Genomic DNA, 18,714 nt, shown 5'->3' with positions numbered 1-18,714 from the left:
TATATCCCTCTAAAACGTCTATTTCATAATTATCTCTTATTGCTCTGCCATAGCTATCGCAATGAACAGCAAAATGTATATGCAGCTGTAAAATATACTGCTCCTATAAGAGACTCCTGTATCGATACTGACTCCATAATGTTCTGTACAAAGTTTCCTATGTAAGATGTTACTGCTATAAATATGCTTACATAGTACCACTTTTTATTCAGCAGTATGTAGCCAATTCCACCAATTAAAGGCATGATAATAAAGTTGTAGAACATGCCCATACTGTTTGTAAGTACAACACCTGTTAAAGTTCCTATAACAACCATAATTACAGTAATTATAGAAATCCTCCTTTTTATTCTTTTTAATATTTCACTATCATTTATAGGTCTCTCTAGGGCCTCTCTATCCTCTTCAAATACTCTTCTGCATTCTTCACATTCGCTTATATGCTTATTCACAAGTTTTATGCTGTCATCACTTGCAGCATTATCTTTTACCAGCATCATAAGGTCAATGCAGACATCACACGAAATATTTTCCATGCCATTTATCCTCCTTCTCCAAAATATCACGTATCTTCTTCTTCATCCGAAAATCAATTACCCTTGCTGATCCTTCTGAAATACCATATTTCTCAGCGATTTCATAATATAATAACCAAACCATGTATACCTGGCTATAGAAAAAAGCCACGTCTTAATATCAGATTCTTTTTTAAAATTCCCTATAGAATTCATTGCATTAATATATGTTTCCGATAAAAGATCCTCTGAAAGGGAACCATTATGATTCATGCTTACAAGGTATCTGTATATATCTCGAATATATTGTTTGTACAATTCTTCAATCTTCTTCATAAAAATCCCCTTTCATAATATTAGTGTCATTAATAAAGTTAATGTTACAGGATTTTTAACAAATTTTATAGAAATATATTTTAACATAAAAAAAATAGCTGCTACATAGTCTTAATTCATACTAACGTAACAGCTATAATTTTAAATTTAGCAGTTTTCTATACTCACTTCATTGTATCCATTAAGTATCTCTTCTGTATTAACTGTATTTATATCTCCATCTGTAAGCATTTTAAATATCGTATTATTAACACACTCCTGATCCATGCCATATTTCTCATAATTTTCTGATGACACTGCATCCTTTACAACTAAAACTCTGAAGCCTCTGTCATAGCCCGATATAGCTGTAAACAAGATACTTCTATCAAGTTCTTCGCCACACAAAACAATTTCCCTTATGCCCATTATTCTTAACTTTTTCTCAAGTCCACTTAGGAAGAATGCATCTATATCTTTTCTGTATAATACATAATTACCGAACTCTATATCTTTTAAATAATTATTTTGGTCCTCAGTTTCCTTTAATATAAATACAGGCTCTTCAGCTTGTGTAAATTTTTTAATCAACACTAAAATGTTATTTTTTAATCCAGAAAAGCTTTCTTTTTGAAATCCTTTACATGAGCCTAAAACTAATAAAGCTCTCATTTGAATTCCTCCTTATTCATTCCTACTATATAGTTATGTTTACTATATATAAATAATAACTCTTTTTGTAACGAAATTGTTAACCTTTTTGTAACCTTTCACTTAATTTCTTATAATTTTTCTGTATTTTTCATATTCATAAATAGATTAACATAAAAATAGCACAAGTTAATGTAAAATGTATATTGTATAATTCATAATTAAGGAAAAACTCCCGTAAGGGAGTTTAATCCTAAATTATACGTTATACATTATAAAGGACTTTAGTTCTTTGTTTAGATTTCTCCGTGGTTGTAGATTCTTCTATTATCTAGTGACCATAATCTTTCTGAGAATTGCCCAGGTTCTGTTTCATTTACTGCTTTTCTCATATCATACATTCTTGCATCTAGTACATCTAGATAATGAAGAAGCTCTGCTTCTGGAATCATTGGTTTTATAGGACTTCCGTACTCTGGCTCATAGTGATGAGATAAAATCATATGCTGTAAGTACATAAGGATATTCTTATCTGTACCAAGCTTCTCACCTACTACTTCAAGTTTTTTGATGCCTTCAGTAATATGTCCAAGGAGACTTCCTTCTAGTGTATATTCATTAACTATACCAAGTTCATTTGAATCCATTTCATCCATTTTAGCAAGGTCGTGAAGGATAACTCCTGCATATAAAAGGTCCTTATTCATAAAGTCATATACATTTGATAAGTTTTCTGCATTTCTAAGCATTGTGTATACATGAAATAATAGTCCGCCTTTAAGTGCATGATGGTTCTTCTTTGCAGCTGGATAATAAAGAAGTTTTTCTTTTCTTTCCTCAAACATATATGCAGTAAGTTTTTTTATATCTTCATTTGTCATTTCATCTATATAAGCATGTATTGCATCATACATTATTTCGCTCTTAAGTGGTGCACTCTGTACATATTCGTCTATATCAACATGATCTTCGTCTGATGCTTTTCTAATTCTCTCTATCTTTAGCTGAAGAGCCCCTTGCCAGGCAACTACAGTTCCTCTTATCTTTACTATCAAATTTTTAGTTATTTCTTTTTCAACTTCTTCGCTTACTTCCCAAAGTTTTGCTGAAATATCACCTGTCTTATCTCCAATAGTAAAATCAAGATATTTCTTACCATTAGCATTAGCTGTCTTTAAATCAAGAGTTTTAATCAGGAAAAATCCCTGTACCCGTTCCCCCTGCTTGAATTCATTTATCTTTTTATTTAAAACTTCTGTACCGCTCATCTAATCTTCCTTTCAAAAATCACATTGCATTTTACTTATTACATTATAACACTATTATAATGATATAATATATTTATATTATATGGGAAGGATGAATATTTATGAAAATTCCTAGCGGTGTTAATACAATAATCAAAACTCTATACGAAAACGGCTTTGAAGGATTTCTTGTGGGTGGTTGTGTCCGTGACTCTATTTTGAACAGAAACCCTAATGACTATGATGTTACAACAAATGCACTGCCTGATGACATAATACGTATTTTTGAAAAAACTATTCCAACTGGTATTAAACATGGTACTGTTACTGTACTTTTAAATAAAGAACCTTTTGAAGTTACAACTTATAGGATAGACGGAGAATACTTAAATAACCGTAGCCCAGAAGAAGTAACTTTTGTAACTAATATAAAAGAAGACTTGGCAAGACGTGATTTCACTATTAATGCCATGGCTTACAATGATGAAAAAGGCCTTGTTGATTTCTTTAATGGACGTGACGATTTAAAAAATAAAATAATCAGATGTGTTGGCGATGCTGACAAGCGTTTCAATGAAGATGCTTTAAGAATGCTTCGTGCTATACGTTTTTGCACACAGCTTGATTTTGAAATAGAAGAAAAAACCTTAGCTGCAATCACCAACAATTCACATCTTATAAAAAATATAAGTGTTGAAAGAGTTGCTGATGAACTTAACAAGTGCCTTTTATGTAATAAACCTTCAAAAGCATTTTTACTTTTAGAGAAAACAGGACTATTAAAGTACATCCTTCCTGATCTTCAGGAAACAGTAGGCTTTGACCAGCATACAAAATATCACAATAAGGATGTTTTTATGCATACATTATGTGTAGTCGATAAAGTCAATCCAATACTACACTTAAGACTGGCAGCACTTCTTCATGATATTTCAAAACCAGAATGTTTTTTTATCGGCAAAGATAATGCCGGTCACTTTTATGGTCATGACAAAAAAGGCGCTGTAAAATCTACGTCAATACTACGAAAACTTCATTACGATAATGACACAGTAAAGAAAGTTCACATTCTTATAAAAGAACATATGAATGTTCTTAAGGATCCTACAGATGCAGCACTTAAAAGACTGATTAATAGAACATCAAAGGAACTTGTCTTTGATCTCTTAAATCTTATGAAAAGCGATATCCTGTCATGTGCTCCGCCATTCTTAGCACTTGATAATGTGGCTGTAATGACAGAAAGAATCACTAAAATTTTAAACAGTAACGAGCCGTTAAGTTCAAATGATTTAAAAATAAACGGTAATGACCTTATAAAAGAATTAGGAATGAAGCCAGGAAAAGAAATAGGCGAAATTTTAAAATACCTTTTAAATAAAACGCTGGAAGATCCTAAATTAAATAAACGTGAAACGCTTCTTGAATTGTCAAAACAGTATAATAAATAATTCCCTATTTCTATTTACATATATTTACTTTTAATATATATATGTGCTATAATAAGAATAAAAATAATTTTATTTTAGGGGATGAAATTATGGATTCTATATCAGCAATGTGGGCTCATTTAATCAGTACTGTATTTTTTATCATTGCAGTAATCTGCTTTATATTTGTCTTTATAAGTATCTATAAAAAATATAAGAAGAATAAGATGTTATCTAATAAGGATAGAGCAGGGTTAAGCATATGCATTGGCAGTTTAATAGCTACCATCGGGACTACTATTTTCCACAGAAATAACACTGGAGAAACACTATCAATTCTCCTAGGCGCTGTATTCTTTTTAATTATTCCAATTATTATGCTTTTTAATTCAGCTTACAGAACAGATAAAAAGAAAAGCTAAAGTTCTTCTATGAAAAAAGATAATACTTTTATTCTTCATAAGTCCAATTTTATTCATTATTAGTTTACTAACAGAGAAAAATAAATTTAAAAGAAAGGTTGTACTGTTATGTACTATTTAGAGCTTTTATTATTCAGTTTATTTTTCCTGCTTATATTTTATATACTAGAAATAATATCATATTATTTTTATTTACTTTGAATTCAAAAATAAGGCAGAATAATGTTAGTTATTCTGCCTCTAGTAGATTGGAGGCGAAGCCTCTATTTTTTTAGAAATTCATCAATTCTAAATTTCCACTTTAACTTCTTTATCTAACCTAAATAAATATAGATAAATTTCATCAACTTTTCTGCCGATCATCTTTTCCAGAGCTTCACTGTAGTACTCCATCTGAATCTTATATCTATCAACGATTTTTTCTTCATCGCCTTCTTCAACATAATCAGTCTTATAATCAAGCAGTATTAGTTTACCTCTTGATTCAAAGAAACAGTCGATGATTCCCTGAAGTCTTACTTTTTCTTCACTGTAATTACTGCTTAACTCTTCCTTTAAAAGCTTCTGTGCAGGAATTTCTGTAACAAAAGCAAGTTCTCTCTGCAATAAGCTCATACCTCTATGTGCCATCAGCATTTCTTTTCCTATCTTACTCTTGAAGAACTTAAAGACCTTAAATCTGTTAACAGAAGCAGCTTCCTCTTCACCTAAAAGTTCATCATGGGCCATAGATTTTATCTGTTCATCAATTTTTTCTGTTGTACTTACATTGTTAAGATCAAGATGTTGCATTACAAAGTGCATTGCAGTACCTCTTTCTGCTGCTGTAAGTCCCTTTTCTTCTGAAAGGAATTTAGATTTTCTTACATATTCGCTTTCATATAGCTTAAACACAGGCTCCTCGTCTTCAAATGCTGCCTTCTTTAAATCAGAAACAGAAACATTTGAGGGTAATGACACTATATCTCTGTAATCATACTTGAATTCAAGCCTGTTTCTTATTTCCTCATCAATTTTTGCTTCAGTATCCTTGAGGATATTTTCATCAATGTTATCCACAACATCATTTTTTTCATCCACAGTGAGATCTGATTTTATCCACAAATGCACATTCCATTTTGAATAATCATCCCTAAGCCTTATATCATTTCTGGCGTTTCTAAGTAGTGCACCATCTTTATGCCTTGCAACAGACATGGCAATCCAGTCAAGATAACATTTGCTGTTTAAAATTTCTCTAGGAGAAATAGTATTGTATTCAGTTACAGATGAAGCTGCTGAAGCGTACTTTTCCACCTGCTTTTCAAAATCATTAACTCTGCCTGTCATTATCAGCTTTTCTTTTGCTCTGGTAAGAGCAACATAAAGTATTCTTATTTCCTCAGAATATATTTCAAGCTTCTGCTTTTCCTTGATAGCAGTCTTAGCAATAGAAGGAGTCATCGTTCTATTCTCAAGATCAACATAATTAGGCCCATAACCAAGTTCATCATGAAGAAGAACATCATCATTTAAGTCCATAAGATTAAATTGTTTTCCACAGCCAGCTAAAATAACCACGGGGAACTCAAGCCCTTTACTCTTGTGTATACTCATAATTCTGACTACATCTTCATTTTCGCCTAAAATCTTAGCACTACCCATATCTCCACTTGATTTTCTAAGCTTGTTGATAAATGTTATGAAGTTAAACAAGCCTTTAAGAGAAGTACCTTCAAACTGCTTTGCTCTCTGGAACAGTATTCTTAAATTTGCCTGCCTCTTCACACCATTACTCATAGCACCTACAAAACCATAATATGAAGTGTCCATAATCAGATAATATATAAACTCATCTATAGGCATGTATTCAGATTTTTCTCTCCACATACTAATCTTCTCTATAACATAGCTACACTTTTCTTTAAGTTCTGTACTTGCTTCTCTTTGGCCAGATGCAACTTCCTTAACTATATCATAATAATACTTCTGATCTTCCATATCTTTTACAAGCAGTCTTAAATCACTTAACATATCCATGCTGAAAGCAAATATTGGTGAACGAAGCACTGCAATCATGTGAATATCCTGCAGTGGATTATCTATAACATGCAGTAATGACATCACTGTTCTTATCTCCACTGTATCAAAATACCCTGAACCTGTATCTGCATAAACTGGTATACCAGCCATTGAAAGTTCATCTACAAGAACCTCAGACCATGATTTTACTGTTCTTAAAAGGATGACGATATCTTTGTATCTTATCTTTCTATATTTCTGCAGATGCTTGTCATATATAAGATAAGGCTTTTCTCCATGTATAAGACTGTTGATTCTCTTTGCTACAAGTCTTGATTCATACTGCATAGCATCAAGGTTTTCTTCATCCTCTTCACTCTGCTCCTCGCCATCTCCCTCATTATCCTGAGACTCTTCTTTTGCTTCTCCTGCAAGATCAAGTATATGCAGTTCTACATCTCCAGCAGTTTCAAAATTACTGAACTCATTTTCTGAAAGCTCATAAACATTATCTTTGTTGACTTCTTTATAATCAGCACCTAAATTAAGAGCTTCTCTTTCTGTATAATCAAGTTCCCCTACTGATTCTGACATGATATTGTAGAAGATAAAGTTGGCAGCATCTAATATTTCTTTTCTGCTTCTAAAGTTCTTGAACAAAGTTATCTTTTCATTCTTTGTGCTGCTGTCAGCATCCTTACTGTCTGTATAAGTATTATACTTGTCAAGGAACAGCTCAGGCTTTGCCTGTCTGAATCTGTAGATACTCTGCTTTACATCACCAACCATGAATACATTAGGTTTTTCACAGTCTTTTCTAGATACCATATTGATAATTGTTTCCTGAACATTATTACTATCCTGATATTCATCAACAAAGACTTCCTCAAACTTCTCTCTGTAATTAAGCGCAACTTTAGAAGGTTTCAGCTCATAACCTGAACTTTTTTCAGTTAATATTTCAAGACAGATATGCTCCATATCATTAAAATCTAGCATGCTTCTTTCCTTTTTCTTTGCTTTATACTGTTCTTCAAACTGCAGCACAGTATTTGAAAGTTCCATCATTAAAGGATAAAGATTTCTGCACTGCTCAATAATATCGTCCACAGAACCAATGTTAAGTTCGCCCGCAATCTTAGCAATATCCTTCTTTGCCTTATCTCTTGCTGCTTTAAAAATATTCTGTGATTCTTCGTCAACAGTACCCTTTTTAATAGTTTTAAGTCTACCAAACTTAACACACTCAAAAGCTTCTGCTATATCATCAAGGTCACCTTCAAAGCTCTTCTGAATCTTATCTAAAACAGCTAAGTCCTCATCTACATTTTCTAGATACTTATCCATTCCCTCAACTATATGACAAAGCTCAGCTGCATTCTTGTAGGCATTATATATGCTCTCAACCTTCAGCGATACATTTTCTTTAATGATGTTTATCCATGCTGTTTTATATAATTCTTCCCTGCTATTTATATTAAAGGCTTCAGCTTTATCCTTAAGCCATTTTTCAGGCCATGGTCCGCTCATTGAGAAAGAGTATATCTTTAAGATAAGAGATTTTAATTTATCATCATTTTTGCTGCCGCCATAAGATTCAACTAGATCAAGAAATTCCTTTTTTGCTTCAATGTACTTTTCTTCAAAAAGATCATCAAGCACATCATTTTTAAGGATTTCACATTCAGTCTGATCACCAATTCTAAATCCAGGATCAAGATCTATCTCATGAAAGTTATTCTTGATAACTTCAAGACAGAATGAATGCATTGTCGTGATATTGGCTCCTCCAAGGAGAGTCAGCTGTCTTGCAAGTACACTTGAATTAGGATATTTTTCAAGTTCCTTTGATATGGCCTCGCCAATTCTTTCTCTCATTTCTGAAGCTGCTGCAGATGTAAAAGTAACAACAAGCAGCCTATCTATATCAACAGGCTTTTTAGGATCTGTTATCATCTTAATTATTCTTTCAACAAGAACAGCTGTCTTTCCTGATCCTGCAGCTGCAGCTACAAGAAGGTTTCTACCTCTAGTTTCTATCGCCCTTTTCTGTTCATCAGTCCACTTATTTGCCATTACTTTTCACCTCCAAGATTAATACCAGTTTCTTTTGATATTGCTTCCCATATCTCTTCTTTTGATTTTTTATAAATAAATCTATAACAGTTATCGCTCATAGAAGTATCAAATTGACATATTGATGTATACTCACAATAAGTACAAGGTACATTCAGCCCCTGTTTAATAGGCTCAATTGTAATCTTTCCGCTTATCATGTCTTCGCACAATTCAATCATCTTATCATTTACGTATTTTCTTAATGCCTCAAACTGCCTTTCAGTTACAACTGCACTTTTACTTGAGAAATCTCCATCCTTCTTAAATCCTGCAGGAATTATCAGTGAAGTTCCTTCTATATCATTATCCATGGCCTTTACTATCTTTGGATCTTTAAGCATAAGTCCATCAAGTTTCAGCTTCTTAAGTATTTCCTTTTTAACAGCCTCTTCTGACATCCTGCCCTTAACATTGATTATCGGATCATCAATTCTGAAGTAGAAAATTGCTCCTGGAACAGCTTGCGTTTTTAAAATGTATTCTGAATTCTTAAGCAGTGCATCTATATAAACAAGAAGCTGAATCTGAATTCCATAATAAAGTTCACTAAGATCAAACTTCTTATAACCTGACTTATAATCAATAATCCTTATATAAGTATTACCGTCTATCTCTGCGGTATCAATTCTATCAATTCTTCCTTTAAGAAATACTTCATCACCACTTGGAAGATCAAGCTTTATAGGTTCTCCATCTTTATAATTCCCAAATGAAAATTCATTTTTATAAACCTTAAAATCACTATGTTTCATCTGCTCTGAAATTATAGTCACTGATTTTGTCAGCATCCTCTTAAATCTGTCAGTAAAGTATCTATATCTCTTTGAACTATTGAAAATAGATCCTTTGTTTTCTAAAAGTTGCTTATCTACAAGCTCATTTATCCTACTCTTGCACTTTTCATAACTTAAATCACTCCAGCTCATATTTTCTTCTCTTATACTGTTAGTGAATTCATCTAATATTTCGTGCATGAAGTTTCCAAGGTCAGGTGCAGTAAGTTCGTAAATCTTTCTGTCCTTTGCCTTAAGTCCATATTTTATATAGTAGCTGAATGGGCACCTTGCATAATTTTCAATCATTGAAATGTTAAAAGTAAGTTTTCCATCCTTCTCGTACATCTCTTTAATTTTCTCTCTATCGATATCTTCAGCCTGATTAGTGTAATTTAGTGCCTTAAGCATATTTTCAGTTTTTATTTTCCACTCATCATTATTTTTAAACCATGTATAAACCTGTAGCCAGTACTTTTCATACTGCTTTTTCTCAGTTATATTTCTTGATTCACAGATAAACTCATTAAATGTAGGAAGTGGTGCAGAAACTCTCTTAAACTTGTCAAAATACATTTCACCACTGTATATATCACTTTCCTCTTCAAGTCTTGGAAAAATCTTTTTAATTCTTGGTATTACTATTGAAGGTCTTAACGCTTTTCCTTCAAAATCGGCTGCACAATATGAAAGAACAAGATATTCTCTTGCAGTAGATAGAATATTGTATACTATATGTTGTTCTTCCCTAGCCTTTGTCTTTGTATCTGAAGCAAGCACTACATCCTGTTCCTTAAGGAATTCTCTATCTCTATCTGAAAGGATTCCTTCTTCTTTATTTACTGCTGGAATAACTCCATCGTTAACTCCCACAACATATAACGCCTTTACATCCTTACTCTTTATTTTTGCTATATCACCAATAGTAACCTGATCAAGAGCTAATGGTATTAATGACATTTCATATTTCATGAATCCTGTATTAAGTATTTCAGCAAATTCATCAAGCGGAAGCTTCTCATCACCAAGCACATCAACAGCTTCATCAAGCACTTCCATGATTATATCAAGTACCTTTGAACATTCAGTAGCCATATCTACAATATTATTTTCCTGGAAATACTTCACCATGTTCTCCATTTTAGAAAGCACAGAAAATTCATTTAAAAATTCATATAAATATGTGCAGACTTCTCGCACATTCTTGGCTGACTTGCATTTTTCATAGAAGTTATTTATAGGCTGACTTATCATGTCCCTTATTTCATTTATTTCATTAATCAATTTAACTTCTTCTGGATCTCTTTCCTTCTCACCAAAAGATTTGTATATATCATAATCCCACATATCATCGCTGACCCATTTATTACGTCCCTTAATACCGTTAGAAAGCACGTAATTCTCAAGCAGGTCTATCTTATCATTATCTATATCAACAAGTCCTGTCTTAAGGTACTTGAATACAGATTCATAAGTCCAGTTTTTATTTATGATGTCAAATAATGAATTAATAAGGACAATTATAGGGTTACCCATTACATCCTTCTTCTTATCTATATAACTTGGAATACCATACTGATTGCAGATAACTGAAGCTATCTTTTCATATCCTTCAATATCCCTGCAGAGAACAGCAATATCTTTATATCTGTACTTGCCTTCTCTTACAAGTCTTAAAATATCCCTTGCTATAAACTCCATTTCTTCATAGCTATTGTTAGCTTTATATATTCTTAAATTTTTCACTTCATCTTTATACTGTTTAAATGGATATGAATAATAATTCTGCTCAAGATGAAGTAATTCTCTGCTTAAAAACTTATAATTTTTTTCTTTATTTAAGTTTATAGTTTCATCTACCCTTATATTATTTTCGCTGCATATATCTCTTAATTTGTTATAAGTATTAGCAGTTACAAGAAATGCATCTCCAAAATTACCAGACGTATCAAGATCAAGTGTAATAGTGGTACTTATACTCTGAGCAATAATCTTTTCAATTATTTCATACTGTATAGGTGTAAAGTTAGTAAACTCATCTATCCATACTTCTGCATCATTAAAAAAGCCACTTTCATCTATCTTCTGTGACAAATCTATAAGAATATCCTCTGAATCAACATGTGACTTATGAAGCTTTTCCTGAAATGATGAATATATCCTGCCAAGATCCGTAATCTTATTCTTAAGATCACTCCTGCTTTCATCCATATTACCTTTAACTTGATCAAGAACTTCGCTGTCTACATTGTACTTCTTAAACTCAGAAATTGTCTTAGATACAATATCAATAAAACCCTTCTGTTTAGAAGCTGTCTTAAATGATGTAAGGCTATCCTGAAGCTCGTTTAATACCTTTAGTACAAGCATACTTTTACCTGATTCCTGCATCCTTAATTTTGTTATTCCACCATGTTCAGAAAATACCTTATGCGCTAATCTCTGAAAACTTAAAACATAAGTGTTAAGCTGAAATTTCTCACCTACCTCATGAAGAAGCTTATTTTCAGTTTCAAAAGTATACTGCTCTGGAACAAGCATTATTATCTTTTTTGCAGAGCTACTTAAATCTCTTTTCTTTATCTCGCTTATGCATAAAGTGCTCTTGCCTGTACCTGACCTTCCTATGACTAATCTTAATGACATATTTTTTCTCCTAATTTCTTATAATATATTTCTATTATTAATCATAAATTCTATAACAATTCATGTTTTCCTTCATTTAAAAACTCTCTATATAACAAAAAAACATCTAGATAAAATCTAGATGTTCTGGCGGAGAAGGAGGGATTTGAACCCTCGCACCGGTTGCCCGATCTACGCCCTTAGCAGGGGCGCCTCTTCAGCCACTTGAGTACTTCTCCATGTGTCCTCTAATATATATAATATTTAAATGGCGGAGAGATAGGGATTCGAACCCTAGGTACCCGCAAAGGTACGCCGGTTTTCAAGACCGGTGCCTTAAACCAACTCGACCATCTCTCCATGTCTCGCGACAATTAGAATTATATCAATGTTTAAAAGTTATGTCAACAAGTTTTTTAAATGAGACTCCAAATTTTTAATTTGGTTAGTCGAATTTACCTCTCCGAGCGCAGTCGAGGAGAGATATCATCTATTTCTCTAAATATGTATTTCTTAGGTCTGCACTTACTATCTATTTAGTATTTATCGGTATAGTAAAATAATATGAATTGTAGAAAAGCACATGAATCTATATTTTTGAACAACAAGAAAGCAGTTGTTATTTCTAACAACTGCTTTTACTATCTGGCGGAGAGATAGGGATTCGAACCCTAGGTACCCGCAAAGGTACGCCGGTTTTCAAGACCGGTGCCTTAAACCAACTCGACCATCTCTCCACGTCTGACGACAATTAAGATTATATCAACGTTTGTTTTCTATGTCAATAATAATTTAAAAAAATATTAATTTTTTGATAGACTCTTGGTAGCAATAATATCTATACCAGTATTTGCAATATTCTTGCATAATACATCACCACTTTTTATTGGAAGGCTTACATATATAGTGCTTATTATTTTAGATAACTCAATCCACTTATCATATTCTACTGGTTCACTAGATTTAACAGATACTACATTATACTTAGCACTACCTTTTACTCTTATTACGCTTGTAAAAATTTCTTTATCCATTATAATAATCCTCCAATTAAAAATACTAAAATTCCTTTATTCTCGATGCTAATACCTTTGAATTCTTTGAATCCTCTACAATATCAGTGGGCTTCTTATTTAATTCTCTAGCAAGTATATAAATTATCTTGCTTATGCAATGTGCTCCATGGCAGCTACCGAATGTTGCTCCAGTTCTCCTCTTAACTCCTTCAACTGTTCTTGCCCCTAACGGCCTTCTTATACTATCAACAATTTCGCCTTCAGAAATAAGATTACATAAACATGTTATCTTGCCGTACTTTTTATCAATAGCGATAACTTCATTTCTTTCCTCATCGCTCATATCCTTAAATTTATAAAATTCTCTTCTCTTATCTATAAAATTCTTATTTTTTGAACATGTAAGATTTGATACTATTGTTTCACATATCATGCTTGCAATAGCAGGTGTCATAGTAACTGTTGCATAATGATCACCACATACTCTTATATATCCATTATAATTTTCATTATCATCTATAATAACAAGATTATTACGTGATTTTTCATGATATATACTGTTTACTGCATCCTTATCTATAGATGGAACTACCTTCTTCGCAAGCCTTACAGCATCATTAAACTTAAGAGTTCCCTTTTTATTGATAGCAATAAGCGATTCATTTCCTGCTGCTGGTATATATTTTATCATATCACCTTCATCTGATATTGCAGTAATAATACTGTTTGAAAATGGCTTTGACCTATCGTTAAGTATTAAATAATGTACATCGCTTTCTTTCTGCCCATTACTTTTTATATCACTATCTAAAGTATTGTATTCACCAGGAATAGTGTTAACTACAACTCTGCATGAAAATTTATTTTTATTAGTTGTAACCTTAAAACCATTAACTATCTTTTTTATATCTGTTACTTCTTCCTCAAGCCTGAATGTAGCACCATTATCAAAGGCAACCTCAGCATAAGCTATGGCAAGGTCATATGGAGCTATTACGCCAATATTAGGAGAGTATACAGCCTTCTTAAAGTCTAAGCTTATATTAGGCTCTATATCCTTAACATCATTTTTATCCATAAGATATATATCATTAATATTTCTCTCTTTAGCTCTTTTATATATTCCTTCTATAATATCAATAGCTTTATTTTCATTAGCTATCTTTATAGATCCGACCCTTTTAAATGGCACATTAAATTTAGATGTTATCTCATCAAGCATGCTGTTACCTTTATGCTCAATAGTACTCAAAAACTTATCTTCACATTCTGAACCATCATAAACTATCTCAGTATTAATAAGAGAAATATCATCTGCTATATCATAATCCTTTTCAATGACAGCTATATTAAGATTATACTTTGATAATTCATAGGCAACTGAACACCCGATTATTCCTCCGCCCAGTATCAAAACATCATAATCCATAATAAAACCTCCAATTTCATAAAAACTCCACTACCTATTTTACACTAAAAAGCAAATTACCGCATTAAAAAATAATCTTAATACCTACTTCAACCCCTCCATAAGTAACCTCTAAATGAGTTCTGCATAGGTATTAAGATTATTATACTTCTAAAATATTTTATATATGTGCAAAAAGCATACTCAATTATTCTTTAGCAGTATCTTGACCATTTAATTTATTGATAAGATTACCAAGCTCTTTAATATACTCTCCGTATTTAGCCCAGTCTCCTTCTTTCTGAGATTTAAGTGCATTATCATAAAGTTCTTTTGCCTTCTTAGCATCAGTACTGCTTATCTTATTATTAGTGCTGCCTTGTGTATTTCCTGTATTATTGTTTTCTACAGGAGCATTCTGGTCAGCTGTATAGTTAAACAGCTGCTGCAGAGCATCAGCAACATTATCTCCACTTACTATCTGATTACCGTCACTTAAAACAATCTTCTTAACTTCAGGAATAGCATTTTCAGTATTGGCCTTTAAGTATAAAGTCTTCAGATATAATAATGAATCATTTATAGGAAGTATTATTATATCTCCATCAACTACCTTTGAGCCTTTTCCTTCCCAAAGCTTGATTTCCTTAGTAAGCTCCTTATCCTGCATAATCTTATTGTTAAATAGCATAGGGCTGTATATAGTCTTTTGCTGAGGGAACTTATACATTACAAGTTTACCATAGTTATCTCCATCCATTCTTGCTCCAAGCATAGATACCATGTTCTGCTTACCCATAACATTAAAGTATTCGCATAGAACCATCTCTGTCTTGCTTTCTCCAGGAAGTCTTGTCATTAAGTACAGTGCTTCTTTTCCATTAGTTTTAGATTCACTGTTTACTTCTTCCTCTTTATTATCCTCATCCTTATTCTTTACCTGAGCTTCAGCAGTAGTACTACTGTTTGATAGTCCAGATGATATCTGCCATAAATCATCCTGTGTAAAGAAAGTAGTCGGATTAGTCATATGATACTTTTCTAATACTTCACATTGAAGTTTAAACAGTTCTTCAGGATATCTGAAGTGTTCCTTAAGTGTAGCAGGAATCTTATCATATGATTTAAATAATCCCTTAAATATCTTTGAATAGCTCTTAACTATAGGATCATTATCATCTGTAATATAGAAATCAGTATTTCCGTTATATGCATCAACAACAACCTTAACTGAATTTCTAATATAGTTTACATTATCATATGGCTGAGAGTATGGATACTTGTCACTTGTTGTATATGCATCTATTATCCAAAATAATCGGCCATTATCGACAACTATATAAGGATCATTGTCATATTTTAAGAATGGTGCAATAGTCTTCACTCTATTTATTATATTTTTATGTAAGATTATCTTACTGTTATTTGTGATATCCTTTGAAAATAATATTCTGCTATTACCTTCATTTATAGCAAATAGTATTCTGTTTAGTGGAGTCAATTTTATACCTGCTGTACCACTATACTTAGTTCCTTTATTTTCATCTCCATTAGGATAATCAAGTTCATTTATCTTTGTATTTACGATTATATAATCATTAGAACTTTCACCAAAATAGATTCTTGGATTATCAAGTTTTATGTCTGTTTTATTATTAGTAGGTAAATCACTCATTAAAAAGTCAGGCTGTCCTTCTGCTGTAACTGAATTTACCTTGCTCATTACAGAACCATAACCATGAGTATAAATTAAATGCTTATTCTGCCAAGATGTTATATTCTTGTTTTCTATTTCTCTTACTGACACAAATACCTGACTCTTCTGACCATCTATATTATATCTGTCCGTATCTATATCATGAAAATTATAATAATTCTTCATAGTCTGAACCTGATTATAGAATGAAAGAACAGGTTCTATTGAGTTAATCCTAAGATTGCTTATAATATCATTATTTTTCTTTATCTGTTCAGCATCAAGATTGTACTTGGGCTCAAATGATTTTTCTTCTATTGAGTCGATATTATATGCTTTTCTTGTACTTTCTATATGATAATTTATATACTTCTTTTCAAATTCAAGTTCGTTAGATTTTACAAAGAAGTTCTGAGTTATTACAGCTGCTATTGGCTCTAAGATTACAAGTCCCACAATAACAGCTGCAAATCCAGTCAGTATCTTTTTCTTATCCTTTAATATTAAGAATATTGATACAAAGGAAAAAACAGCAGCTACGATTGTTACAACCTTGTTGAATAATAAAGTTATATTATTATCTGTATATCCAGCTCCATAAACAACACCTCTAGGACTGTACAATAAATAATAAGATTTTAAGATAAATCCTACAGAAATCATCATGAAAATCACAAAACTTATTATTGCAAACTTTCTCTTTGACTTTTTAACATTAGTAATATCATTAATTTGAGTTATATTAAATTTAACTTTAAGCGCTATATAGGTAGCTATAGTTATTATTACAAGTACTGCTGCAAGTCCAAGCAAAGTATTATAAATAACCTGAATTAATGGCAGCTTAAAAACATAAAATGATATATCCTTATTAAATAATGGATCCTTTTCATTAAAAGAAATAGAATTAGTAAACTGTAATATCGTATACCAGTACTTAGATGCTATATTGAAAGCAAATACTACTGAAACAAAAACTACAATTATATTGTATATCTTCTTACCCTTTATTACTGAATCGCCTGCTAAAGTTCTTATATCATTAAACAAACTCCTTGAGTATAAATAAATAATTAAAAAGATAATCAGAAATATAGGTATGAATAATTTTAGTATTGAAAAAACTTTTGTAAAGTAAACTGATGTATAACCTACTTCTTTAAACCACTGATAGTCTATTATAAAACTTGAGCTCATAAAAAATACTGCAAATATAATAACTATTGTGGCTATAATAAATCCTAGTCTTTTTTTCATATAATCCTCCTATCAAAATTTATATTTATAAGGATAATATTATCATATTATCTTTAAAATATATATGCTTTTTACGGAACTTAACTTATATCATCAGCTCTTTTTAAAATTAAAAGTTCTTCATTTTTAATAGTGCCTTTATTGTGGTGATTTTTAATAGCTTCTATAAACTGATCTGTATATTGATTATTTAACTGACTTAGTAAATTAGCGCCCCTATCAGCATGATTATAATAGTTTCTTACAATTTTAAATTTAGTAAACTTCTTTATCTTAGACTTCGTAAGCTTATTTAGGATAACCATGATAGATTTTTCGATGCAATTTAGCTTACATTCGCTTTTACCTATATCATGTAGAAGTCCTAATCTTATCAATTCATTTATTTTCTGATCATCATATTTTATGTTGTATTCTTTATTTCCCAGAGAATACTCTATATTCTTTGCAACTCTTATACAATGCTGCATATCACTCTTTTTCATATTATTAAATAGGTGCTTCTCATCATCAGTAAGATATCTACTCACATATTTATAGTCTACTTTTTTAAATGAAGATGTTAACGCCCATATAAATTGTGTTATTCTATGTAACATTTATATTAATCTCCTTTTTTATATAAACGAAAAGACCATATTGCTTAAGCAATATGGTCTTCATTTTGGTGGAGATAAAGAGATTCGAACTCTTGACCCCCTGCGTGCAAGGCAGGTGCTCTCCCAGCTGAGCTATACCCCCATGGTGGACCTTCAGGGACTCGAACCCCGGACCTACCGGTTATGAGCCGGTTGCTCTAACCAACTGAGCTAAAGATCCATTACCTGGCTACCACCTACTCTCCCACACGGTCTCCCATGCAGTACCATCGGCTGTAATTGGCTTAACCATCCTGTTCGGAATGGGAAGGGGTGTAACCCAAAAACACATCATAACCAGATTCGTGTTACTCACATGATGTATTATATCATGTTATTTTGCATTTTGCAACACTTTTTTAAAAGAATTTTTTATTCTTTCAAAATTGCATATAAGTTTTAAGTGACACTCAAAATTTGTATTTTGTCAGTGGAACTTACTCCTCAGCTCTGCTGAGTGAGTTTCCTTTTTAATTTGGTCAAGCCCTCGATCTATTAGTATCAGTCAGCTAAATATGTTACCACACTTACACCTCTGACCTATCAACCTTGTGTTCTTCAAGGGATCTTACTAGCTTACGCTATGGGAAATCTAATCTTGA

12 protein-coding genes, 5 tRNA genes and 2 rRNA genes are annotated in these 18,714 nt (G+C 31.9%); 2 read left to right on the top strand and 17 right to left on the bottom strand.

Annotated features, from left to right (window positions below; translation table 11 throughout):
* Positions 1-53 precede the first annotated feature (53 nt).
* From FYJ33_RS11460 to FYJ33_RS11445, 4 genes are all read right to left on the bottom strand, one after another.
* Positions 54-536: a zf-HC2 domain-containing protein gene (locus FYJ33_RS11460; protein ID WP_154531865.1), complete on the bottom strand. Its 483-nt coding sequence runs from the start codon at positions 534-536 to the stop codon at positions 54-56.
* 57 nt (positions 537-593) lie between these two features.
* The gene (locus tag FYJ33_RS11455) at positions 594-851 is read right to left on the bottom strand and encodes an RNA polymerase sigma factor (RefSeq protein ID WP_328598694.1); all 258 of its coding nucleotides are present in this window, start codon (positions 849-851) and stop codon (positions 594-596) included.
* A gap of 147 nt (positions 852-998) precedes the next feature.
* Positions 999-1,502, bottom strand: a complete 504-nt coding sequence (locus FYJ33_RS11450) for an isochorismatase family protein (RefSeq protein ID WP_154531864.1) — start codon at positions 1,500-1,502, stop codon at positions 999-1,001.
* 275 nt (positions 1,503-1,777) lie between these two features.
* Entirely contained in the window at positions 1,778-2,749 is a 972-nt protein-coding gene (locus tag FYJ33_RS11445; RefSeq protein WP_154531863.1) for a 3'-5' exoribonuclease YhaM family protein, read from the bottom strand.
* A gap of 101 nt (positions 2,750-2,850) precedes the next feature.
* Between FYJ33_RS11445 and FYJ33_RS11440 the strand changes: the two genes are divergently transcribed.
* Both FYJ33_RS11440 and FYJ33_RS11435 read left to right on the top strand, forming a co-directional pair.
* Positions 2,851-4,179 carry a CCA tRNA nucleotidyltransferase gene (locus FYJ33_RS11440; RefSeq protein WP_154531862.1) on the top strand — a complete coding sequence of 443 codons (1,329 nt, stop codon included), beginning with the start codon at positions 2,851-2,853 and terminating at the stop codon, positions 4,177-4,179.
* 89 nt (positions 4,180-4,268) lie between these two features.
* Entirely contained in the window at positions 4,269-4,580 is a 312-nt protein-coding gene (locus tag FYJ33_RS11435; RefSeq protein WP_154531861.1) for a hypothetical protein, read from the top strand.
* Positions 4,581-4,868: 288 nt separating this feature from the next.
* Here the strand turns inward: FYJ33_RS11435 and addA are convergent, their stop codons facing one another.
* From addA to FYJ33_RS11370, 13 genes are all read right to left on the bottom strand, one after another.
* Positions 4,869-8,657 carry a helicase-exonuclease AddAB subunit AddA gene (gene addA / locus FYJ33_RS11430; RefSeq protein WP_154531860.1) on the bottom strand — a complete coding sequence of 1,263 codons (3,789 nt, stop codon included), beginning with the start codon at positions 8,655-8,657 and terminating at the stop codon, positions 4,869-4,871.
* Positions 8,657-12,118, bottom strand: coding sequence for a helicase-exonuclease AddAB subunit AddB (addB, locus tag FYJ33_RS11425; protein ID WP_154531859.1), 3,462 nt, complete (start codon positions 12,116-12,118; stop codon positions 8,657-8,659). The genes addA and addB overlap by 1 nt, the downstream gene beginning before the upstream one ends.
* A gap of 127 nt (positions 12,119-12,245) precedes the next feature.
* A tRNA-Ser gene (locus FYJ33_RS11420) sits at positions 12,246-12,336 on the bottom strand.
* Between the two features lie 30 nt (positions 12,337-12,366).
* Positions 12,367-12,457 (bottom strand) — tRNA-Ser (locus FYJ33_RS11415).
* Positions 12,458-12,743: 286 nt separating this feature from the next.
* Positions 12,744-12,834: transfer RNA gene (locus tag FYJ33_RS11410), tRNA-Ser, on the bottom strand.
* Between the two features lie 66 nt (positions 12,835-12,900).
* Complete coding sequence (locus tag FYJ33_RS11405) at positions 12,901-13,131, bottom strand: DUF1667 domain-containing protein (protein ID WP_154531858.1); 231 nt, start codon at positions 13,129-13,131, stop codon at positions 12,901-12,903.
* A 25-nt stretch (positions 13,132-13,156) separates the two neighbouring features.
* Entirely contained in the window at positions 13,157-14,542 is a 1,386-nt protein-coding gene (locus FYJ33_RS11400; protein ID WP_154531857.1) for an NAD(P)/FAD-dependent oxidoreductase, read from the bottom strand.
* A gap of 187 nt (positions 14,543-14,729) precedes the next feature.
* The gene (locus FYJ33_RS11395) at positions 14,730-17,474 is read right to left on the bottom strand and encodes a UPF0182 family membrane protein (RefSeq protein ID WP_154531856.1); all 2,745 of its coding nucleotides are present in this window, start codon (positions 17,472-17,474) and stop codon (positions 14,730-14,732) included.
* 80 nt (positions 17,475-17,554) lie between these two features.
* Positions 17,555-18,073, bottom strand: a complete 519-nt coding sequence (locus FYJ33_RS11390; protein ID WP_154531855.1) for an HD domain-containing protein — start codon at positions 18,071-18,073, stop codon at positions 17,555-17,557.
* Between the two features lie 66 nt (positions 18,074-18,139).
* Positions 18,140-18,215: transfer RNA gene (locus FYJ33_RS11385), tRNA-Ala, on the bottom strand.
* 1 nt (position 18,216) lies between these two features.
* Positions 18,217-18,293: transfer RNA gene (locus FYJ33_RS11380), tRNA-Ile, on the bottom strand.
* A gap of 3 nt (positions 18,294-18,296) precedes the next feature.
* Positions 18,297-18,414 (bottom strand): 5S ribosomal RNA (gene rrf / locus FYJ33_RS11375).
* Between the two features lie 173 nt (positions 18,415-18,587).
* Positions 18,588-18,714 (bottom strand): 23S ribosomal RNA (locus FYJ33_RS11370); the annotation flags it as partial.

Source organism: Inconstantimicrobium porci (assembly GCF_009696465.1).
Taxonomy (GTDB): Bacteria; Bacillota; Clostridia; order Clostridiales; family Clostridiaceae; genus Inconstantimicrobium; species Inconstantimicrobium porci.
This window is presented reverse-complemented; position numbering and strand designations above follow the sequence as displayed.

What these genes read in the sequence shown, in the direction of transcription:
- FYJ33_RS11390 (WP_154531855.1), bottom strand. Translation starts at nt 18,073, where the DNA reads ATGTTACATAGAATAACACAATTTATATGGGCGTTAACATCTTCATTT.
- FYJ33_RS11395 (WP_154531856.1), bottom strand. Translation starts at nt 17,474, where the DNA reads ATGAAAAAAAGACTAGGATTTATTATAGCCACAATAGTTATTATATTT.
- addA (WP_154531860.1), bottom strand. Translation starts at nt 8,657, where the DNA reads ATGGCAAATAAGTGGACTGATGAACAGAAAAGGGCGATAGAAACTAGA.
- FYJ33_RS11445 (WP_154531863.1), bottom strand. Translation starts at nt 2,749, where the DNA reads ATGAGCGGTACAGAAGTTTTAAATAAAAAGATAAATGAATTCAAGCAG.
- FYJ33_RS11460 (WP_154531865.1), bottom strand. Translation starts at nt 536, where the DNA reads ATGGAAAATATTTCGTGTGATGTCTGCATTGACCTTATGATGCTGGTA.
- FYJ33_RS11450 (WP_154531864.1), bottom strand. Translation starts at nt 1,502, where the DNA reads ATGAGAGCTTTATTAGTTTTAGGCTCATGTAAAGGATTTCAAAAAGAA.
- FYJ33_RS11405 (WP_154531858.1), bottom strand. Translation starts at nt 13,131, where the DNA reads ATGGATAAAGAAATTTTTACAAGCGTAATAAGAGTAAAAGGTAGTGCT.
- FYJ33_RS11400 (WP_154531857.1), bottom strand. Translation starts at nt 14,542, where the DNA reads ATGGATTATGATGTTTTGATACTGGGCGGAGGAATAATCGGGTGTTCA.
- addB (WP_154531859.1), bottom strand. Translation starts at nt 12,118, where the DNA reads ATGTCATTAAGATTAGTCATAGGAAGGTCAGGTACAGGCAAGAGCACT.
- FYJ33_RS11455 (WP_328598694.1), bottom strand. Translation starts at nt 851, where the DNA reads ATGAAGAAGATTGAAGAATTGTACAAACAATATATTCGAGATATATAC.
- FYJ33_RS11435 (WP_154531861.1), top strand. Translation starts at nt 4,269, where the DNA reads ATGGATTCTATATCAGCAATGTGGGCTCATTTAATCAGTACTGTATTT.
- FYJ33_RS11440 (WP_154531862.1), top strand. Translation starts at nt 2,851, where the DNA reads ATGAAAATTCCTAGCGGTGTTAATACAATAATCAAAACTCTATACGAA.